Consider the following 6,362-nt stretch of genomic DNA (forward strand, 5'->3'; position numbering starts at 1 on the left):
CACCCTTTTCCGCACCTTAAGGAATCAGATGAGCAAGCTGCGCGTGGCGGTACTCGGAGCCCAGGGCCGGATCGGGTCCGAGGCGGTCAGGGCCGTCGAGGCCGCCGAGGACATGGAACTGGTCGCGGCGCTCGGCCGCGGCGACAAGCTGGAGGCGCTCGCCGACGCGGGCGCCCAGGTCGCCGTCGAGCTGACCACGCCCGGTTCGGTGATGGGCAACCTCGACTTCTGCGTGCGCCACGGCATCCACGCGGTCGTCGGCACCACCGGCTGGACCGAGGAGCGCCTCGCGCAGCTCGGGGGCTGGCTCGACCAGTCCCCGGAGACCGGCGTGCTCATCGCGCCGAACTTCTCCATCGGCGCCGTCCTCACCATGAAGTTCGCGCAGATCGCCGCGCCGTACTTCGAGTCGGTCGAGGTCGTCGAGCTGCACCACCCGCACAAGGCCGACGCCCCCTCCGGCACCGCGACCCGCACCGCCCAGCTGATCGCCAAGGCCCGCGCCGACGCGGGTCTCGGCGCCCAGCCGGACGCCACCGAGACCGGTGTCGAGGGCGCCCGCGGCGCCGACGTGGACGGCGTCCGGGTGCACGCGGTACGGCTCAAGGGCCTGCTGGCCCACCAGGAGGTGCTGCTCGGCGGCGAGGGCGAGACCCTCACCGTCCGGCACGACTCGCTGCACCACTCCAGCTTCATGCCGGGCATCCTGCTGGGCGCCCGCCGGGTGGTGACCACCCCGGGCCTCACCTTCGGCCTGGAACACTTCCTGGACCTGGGCTGACGGTCATGGGCGGAAAGATCACCTACGTCTTCCTCTCCACCGTGCTCGTGCTGGTCTTCGCGGTGGTCGGCATGGAGGGCGTCCTGCTCCTCCTCACCGGGGAACCGGCCGCCATGGGCATGGGCGCCATCGCGTTCCTGCTGCCCGTGGTCGGCGGCTGGTTCCTGTGGAAGAACACCCGCTTCGCCCGGCAGGCGAACCGGCTCGCGGCCGAGCTGGAGGCCGAGGGCGGCCTGCCGGTCGACGAACTGAGGCGCACCGAGGGCGGCCGGATCGACCGTGACTCGGCCGACGAGGTCTTCGCCCGGCGCAAGGCCGAGACCGAGGACGCCCCGGACGACTGGCGCTGCTGGTTCCGGCTCGCCGTGGCCTACCACGACGCCCGTGACACCCCGCGCGCCCGCCAGGCGATGCAGCGGGCGATCAGCCTGCGCGAAGGGCGCGCCGCGGCCTGAGGCCACGGCGCGCCCTTCGGGGTTCCTCTTCGGGGTGCCTTTACGGGTCAGCGGGCGCCGTACTCGGCGTTCCACGCCTCGACGGTGTCCGCTGCCCGGTCGAACGCCTCGACCCGGGACAGGAAGTCGGCGTTGTGGTCGGTGAGCAGCAGCGTCTGCTCACCGCTGCGGCGGACCAGGAGCAGGGCCTGGCCCTGGACGGTACGGGGGAGCCCCAGCCAGCGCACCGGCTGCTGGACCGTGCGCACGGCGGCCACCTGGGCCCACGGCACGGTCGAGGTGCGCGGGAACTTCACCTGGCGCACTCCGGCGCGGCTCACCCAGACGCCGACGCGCAGTATGCGCAGCGCGGAGCCGATGACGAGCAGGGCGATGCCGAAGGTCAGCAGGCCGCCGCCGAAGGCTCCGGCGACGGCGATGATGACGGCGGCGAGCAGCACGAACGAGGCGAGCAGCAGCGCGAGCGCGGCGAGCCCCACCCGCCACGGTCCGGGCCGGTACGGCCGACGCCACTGGTCGTGGTCGGCGAACGGCAGCGCGACGGCGTCCTCCGCGTCAAAGGCGCGGTCGGCCGTCAGGAAGGGCAGGGGCACGACGGGTCCTCACTCACAAGCACGTTCGGTGACGGTGCCCGGTGAGGCTACCTCAGCGACCGTCGGAAGCCTCGGACTGATGCTGCCGGCCGCCCGAGTTCCCGGCGTCGAGGGCGGGCATCCCGAACACCATGGAGCCGACGATTCCGGCGACCACGGTCAGTCCGATGAGTCCGCGGCCGACCAGCTGCGGCACCGTGAGCCGTTCTCGCGGTGGCGGAGTGACGTTACTGCGGAAGCGGTCGGACTCCGCGACGAACGCGAACGGTACGGCCTCTCGCCGGCGCAGCATAGGGCCACTCTCCTGGGATGTCGAAGGTCGAACGTGCCTGTCACCGGTACAGACGAGAGAACCGGCGCTTTGGTGCCGTTTTTTCATCAAAGCGGCCGAATCTCATCCTCGAGGAGGACCCCGCCGGGATCTCGTTAGAGTGGGCGACTGCAAAGCCCGCCAGCTGGAAGGACCGCCGGTGACCGACACCCCCACCGACAACGACGACGCGAAGATCGACCTCAGGAGCGACGTCACCGTCGAACTGGTCAAGAGCGCCGCGAGCGACTCCGACGTCCTCTGGGCGGCCCGGGTGTCCACCGCGGGCGAGCAGTCCCTCGAAGAGCTGCAGAAGGACCCCGAGCGGTCCAAGGGCCTGATCAACTACCTGATGCGGGACCGCCACGGCAGCCCCTTCGAGCACAACTCGATGACGTTCTTCATCAGCGCCCCGATCTTCGTGTTCCGCGAGTTCATGCGGCACCGGGTCGGCTGGTCGTACAACGAGGAATCGGGCCGCTACAGGGAGCTCCAGCCGGTCTTCTACGTCCCGGACACCGCCCGCAAGCTGGTCCAGGAGGGCCGCCCGGGCAAGTACGTCTTCGTCGAGGGCACCGAGGCCCAGCACGAGCTGGTCGGCCGTGCGATGGACGACTCGTACCGGCAGGCGTACGCGACCTACCAGGAGATGCTGGCGGCCGGTGTGGCCCGCGAGGTCGCCCGTTCGGTCCTGCCGGTCGGTCTGTACTCCTCGATGTACGCCACCTGCAACGCGCGTTCGCTGATGCACTTCCTCGGTCTGCGCACCCAGCACGAGCTCGCCGCGGTGCCGTCGTTCCCGCAGCGGGAGATCGAGATGGTGGGCGAGAAGATGGAGGGGCACTGGGCCCGGCTGATGCCGCTGACCCACGGCGCCTTCAACAAGAACGGCCGGGTGGCGCCGTAATCGGCCCCGCATCGGCCCGGCCGTGCACATAAGTACGAACTTCGCGAGCGAAGTGTCCGTATTGCGACGTTTCACGAAGTTCATCTAGGCTGATCAAACGGACCCGGCACTGCTTGAACCCCCGAGCAGGCAGTGCCGGGCTCCCTTTATCGCGTCCCCCGAGGGGACCCCCGGCGCTGAGCAGCGAGTAGCGTGTCACCCATGGCTCCGATCTCCACTCCGCAGACCCCCTTCGGGCGGGTCCTCACCGCCATGGTCACGCCCTTCACGGCGGACGGCGCACTCGACCTCGACGGCGCCCGGCGACTCGCCACCCACCTCGTCGACGCGGGCAACGACGGCCTGATCGTCAACGGGACCACCGGCGAGTCCCCGACCACCAGCGACGCGGAGAAATCGCAGCTCGTACGGGCCGTGCTCGAAGCGGTCGGCGACCGCGCCCACGTGGTCGCGGGCATCGGCACCAACGACACCCGGCACACCCTGGAGCTCGCCCGCACCGCCGAACGCGACGGCGCGCACGGCCTCCTCGCCGTCACCCCGTACTACAACAAGCCTCCGCAAGAGGGCCTGTACCGGCACTTCTCGGCCATCGCCGACGCCACCGAGCTGCCCGTGATGCTCTACGACATCCCCGGCCGCAGCGGCGTCCCGATCGACACCGAGACCCTGGTCCGGCTCGCCGAGCACCCCCGCATCGTCGCCAACAAGGACGCCAAGGGCGACCTCGGCCGCGCCAGCTGGGCCATCGCACGCTCGGGCCTCGCCTGGTACTCCGGTGACGACATGCTCAACCTGCCGCTGCTCTCCGTGGGCGCCTGCGGCTTCGTCTCGGTGGTCGGCCACGTCGTCGCCCCCGAGCTCCGCGCCATGCTCGACGCCTACCTCGCCGGTGACGTCCAGAAGGCCACCGAGATCCACCAGCGGCTGCTCCCGGTGTTCACCGGCATGTTCCGCACCCAGGGCGTCATGACCACCAAGACCGCCCTGAACCTCCAGGGTCAGCCCGCCGGACCGCTGCGCCTCCCGCTCATCGGACTGACCGACGAGCAGACCGACCAGCTCAGGCTCGATCTCGCGGCCGGCGGGGTACAGCTCTGACACCGGACTTCACAAGACTTCACAACTGAAGATCGCAACCGAATACGCGCAACTGAACATCGGCAACCAAAACAACAGCAAGTGCACGAATGTCATGCGCGCCACGTGCCGAGCGGTACGTGGCGTGCGTGGTGAGGAGAGTCTTTTGAGCCATCCGCATCCTGAACTCGGCGCCCCGCCCAAGCTGGCCAAGGGCGGCCTGCGCGTCACCCCGCTCGGCGGTCTCGGTGAGATCGGCCGGAACATGACGGTCTTCGAGTACGACGGCCGTCTGCTGATCGTCGACTGCGGTGTCCTCTTCCCCGAGGAGGAGCAGCCGGGCGTCGACCTGATCCTGCCCGACTTCACCACCATCCAGGACCGCCTCGACGACATCGAGGGCATCGTCCTGACCCACGGCCACGAGGACCACATCGGTGGTGTGCCGTTCCTGCTCCGCATGAAGCCGGACATCCCGCTCATCGGCTCCAAGCTGACCCTCGCCCTCATCGAGGCCAAGCTCCAGGAGCACCGGATCCGCCCGTACACCCTTGAGGTGGCCGAGGGGAACCGCGAGCGGTTCGGCCCCTTCGACTGCGAGTTCATCGCCGTCAACCACTCCATCCCGGACGCGCTGGCCGTGGCCATCCGCACCCCCGCGGGCATGGTCGTCCACACCGGCGACTTCAAGATGGACCAGCTCCCGCTGGACAACCGCCTGACCGACCTCCACGCGTTCGCGCGCCTGAGCGACGAGGGCATCGACCTCCTGCTCACGGACTCGACGAACGCCGAGGTCCCGGGGTTCACCGCGCACGAGCGCGACATCTCCAACGTCCTGCGGAACGTCTTCGCCAACGCCCAGAAGCGCATCATCGTGGCCAGCTTCGCCAGCCACGTGCACCGCATCCAGCAGATCCTGGACGCCGCCCACGAGTACGGCCGCAGGGTCGCCTTCGTCGGCCGCTCCATGGTCCGCAACATGGGCATCGCCCGGGACCTCGGCTATCTGCGCGTCCCGGCCGGCCTGGTCGTCGACGTCAAGACGCTGGACGACCTCCCGGACGACGAGGTCGTGCTGGTCTGCACCGGCTCCCAGGGCGAGCCGATGGCCGCCCTGTCCCGGATGGCCAACCGGGACCACCAGATCCGGATCGTCCCCGGCGACACCGTGATCCTGGCGTCGTCGCTGATCCCGGGCAACGAGAACGCGGTCTACCGCGTGATCAACGGCCTGACCCGATGGGGCGCCAACGTCGTCCACAAGGGCAACGCCAAGGTCCACGTCTCGGGCCACGCCTCGGCCGGCGAGCTGTTGTACTTCTACAACATCTGCCGCCCGAAGAACCTGATGCCGGTCCACGGCGAATGGCGCCACCTGCGGGCCAACGCCGAGCTCGGCGCGATGACGGGTATCCCGAAGGACCACATCGTCATCGCCGAGGACGGCGTCGTCGTCGACCTGATCGACGGCCGCGCCCGGATCACCGGCAAGGTCCAGGCGGGCTACGTGTACGTCGACGGCCTGTCGGTCGGCGATGTCACCGAGGCGTCCCTGAAGGACCGCCGCATCCTCGGCGAGGAGGGCATCATCTCGGTCTTCGTGGTGGTGGACTCCTCCACCGGCAAGATCGTCGGCGGCCCGAACGTCCACGCCAGGGGCTCCGGCATCGAGGACGCCGCGTTCGACGCGGTGCTCCCGAAGATCGACCAGGCCCTGAACAAGTCCGCCCAGGACGGCGTGGTCGAGCCGCACCAGGTCCAGCAGCTGATCCGTCGCACGGTCGGCAAGTGGGTGTCCGACACCTACCGCCGCCGCCCGATGATCCTCCCGGTGGTCGTGGAGGTCTGACGGGGCCGGCCGGTCCGACCGGCCGACTAGCAGGTCTCCTGGAGGGGGGCACCTCGATTTGCATCGGGGCGCCCCCCTCCAGTACGTTTACGGCTCCGCCAGCGGGGAACCAGCGAGCGCCACAGTGCGCCGTGAAGGGGAACCGGCGGGTGGGAAAACCGGCTCAGAACTTCTGATAAAGTCGGACCACGCCGGAAGGGCCCGGAAAGCAAAGACGAAAGTCGGAGCTAAAGGGACCGGAAAGCACCGAGGAAATCGGATCGGAAAGATCTGATAGAGTCGGAAACGCAAGAACGAAGGAAGCGCCCGGAGGAAAGCCCGCGAGGGTGAGTACAAAGGAAGCGTCCGCACCTTGAGAACTCAACAGCGTGCCAAAAATCAACG

Annotated in this window: 8 protein-coding genes; 5 read left to right on the top strand and 3 right to left on the bottom strand. The window is 69.2% G+C overall.

Features of this window, described 5'->3' with window-relative positions; all coding sequences use genetic code 11:
- The first annotated feature begins 28 nt into the window (after window positions 1-28).
- Window positions 29-781 carry a 4-hydroxy-tetrahydrodipicolinate reductase gene (gene dapB / locus ACIPXM_RS30780; RefSeq protein ID WP_401662261.1) on the top strand — a complete coding sequence of 251 codons (753 nt, stop codon included), beginning with the start codon at window positions 29-31 and terminating at the stop codon, window positions 779-781.
- Between the two features lie 5 nt (window positions 782-786).
- Window positions 787-1,236, top strand: a complete 450-nt coding sequence (locus ACIPXM_RS30785) for a hypothetical protein (protein ID WP_401662264.1) — start codon at window positions 787-789, stop codon at window positions 1,234-1,236.
- Between the two features lie 47 nt (window positions 1,237-1,283).
- On the opposite strand, the gene ACIPXM_RS30790 is transcribed toward ACIPXM_RS30785, so the two are convergent.
- Window positions 1,284-1,829, bottom strand: coding sequence for a hypothetical protein (locus ACIPXM_RS30790; protein WP_401662267.1), 546 nt, complete (start codon window positions 1,827-1,829; stop codon window positions 1,284-1,286).
- A 52-nt stretch (window positions 1,830-1,881) separates the two neighbouring features.
- Window positions 1,882-2,121 carry a hypothetical protein gene (locus ACIPXM_RS30795; protein ID WP_401662269.1) on the bottom strand — a complete coding sequence of 80 codons (240 nt, stop codon included), beginning with the start codon at window positions 2,119-2,121 and terminating at the stop codon, window positions 1,882-1,884.
- A 178-nt stretch (window positions 2,122-2,299) separates the two neighbouring features.
- Between ACIPXM_RS30795 and thyX the strand changes: the two genes are divergently transcribed.
- The 3 genes from thyX to ACIPXM_RS30810 all read left to right on the top strand — a co-directional run bounded on the left by thyX (window position 2,300) and on the right by ACIPXM_RS30810 (window position 5,978).
- Window positions 2,300-3,046 carry an FAD-dependent thymidylate synthase gene (gene thyX / locus ACIPXM_RS30800; protein WP_401662272.1) on the top strand — a complete coding sequence of 249 codons (747 nt, stop codon included), beginning with the start codon at window positions 2,300-2,302 and terminating at the stop codon, window positions 3,044-3,046.
- A gap of 201 nt (window positions 3,047-3,247) precedes the next feature.
- Entirely contained in the window at window positions 3,248-4,147 is a 900-nt protein-coding gene (gene dapA, locus ACIPXM_RS30805; RefSeq protein WP_401662275.1) for a 4-hydroxy-tetrahydrodipicolinate synthase, read from the top strand.
- A 145-nt stretch (window positions 4,148-4,292) separates the two neighbouring features.
- Complete coding sequence (locus tag ACIPXM_RS30810) at window positions 4,293-5,978, top strand: ribonuclease J (protein ID WP_401662278.1); 1,686 nt, start codon at window positions 4,293-4,295, stop codon at window positions 5,976-5,978.
- 163 nt (window positions 5,979-6,141) lie between these two features.
- Here the strand turns inward: ACIPXM_RS30810 and ACIPXM_RS30815 are convergent.
- A partial coding sequence (locus ACIPXM_RS30815) for a hypothetical protein (RefSeq protein ID WP_401662280.1) occupies window positions 6,142-6,362 on the bottom strand: 221 nt, incomplete at its 5' end.

This window comes from Streptomyces sp. NPDC090025 (genome assembly GCF_044748125.1).
In the GTDB taxonomy this organism is placed as follows: domain Bacteria; phylum Actinomycetota; class Actinomycetes; order Streptomycetales; family Streptomycetaceae; genus Streptomyces.

Excerpts from the sequence above, each read along its gene's own strand:
- dapB (WP_401662261.1), top strand. The coding sequence starts at position 29 with ATGAGCAAGCTGCGCGTGGCGGTACTCGGAGCCCAGGGCCGGATCGGG.
- ACIPXM_RS30785 (WP_401662264.1), top strand. The coding sequence starts at position 787 with ATGGGCGGAAAGATCACCTACGTCTTCCTCTCCACCGTGCTCGTGCTG.
- ACIPXM_RS30795 (WP_401662269.1), bottom strand. The coding sequence starts at position 2,121 with ATGCTGCGCCGGCGAGAGGCCGTACCGTTCGCGTTCGTCGCGGAGTCC.
- dapA (WP_401662275.1), top strand. The coding sequence starts at position 3,248 with ATGGCTCCGATCTCCACTCCGCAGACCCCCTTCGGGCGGGTCCTCACC.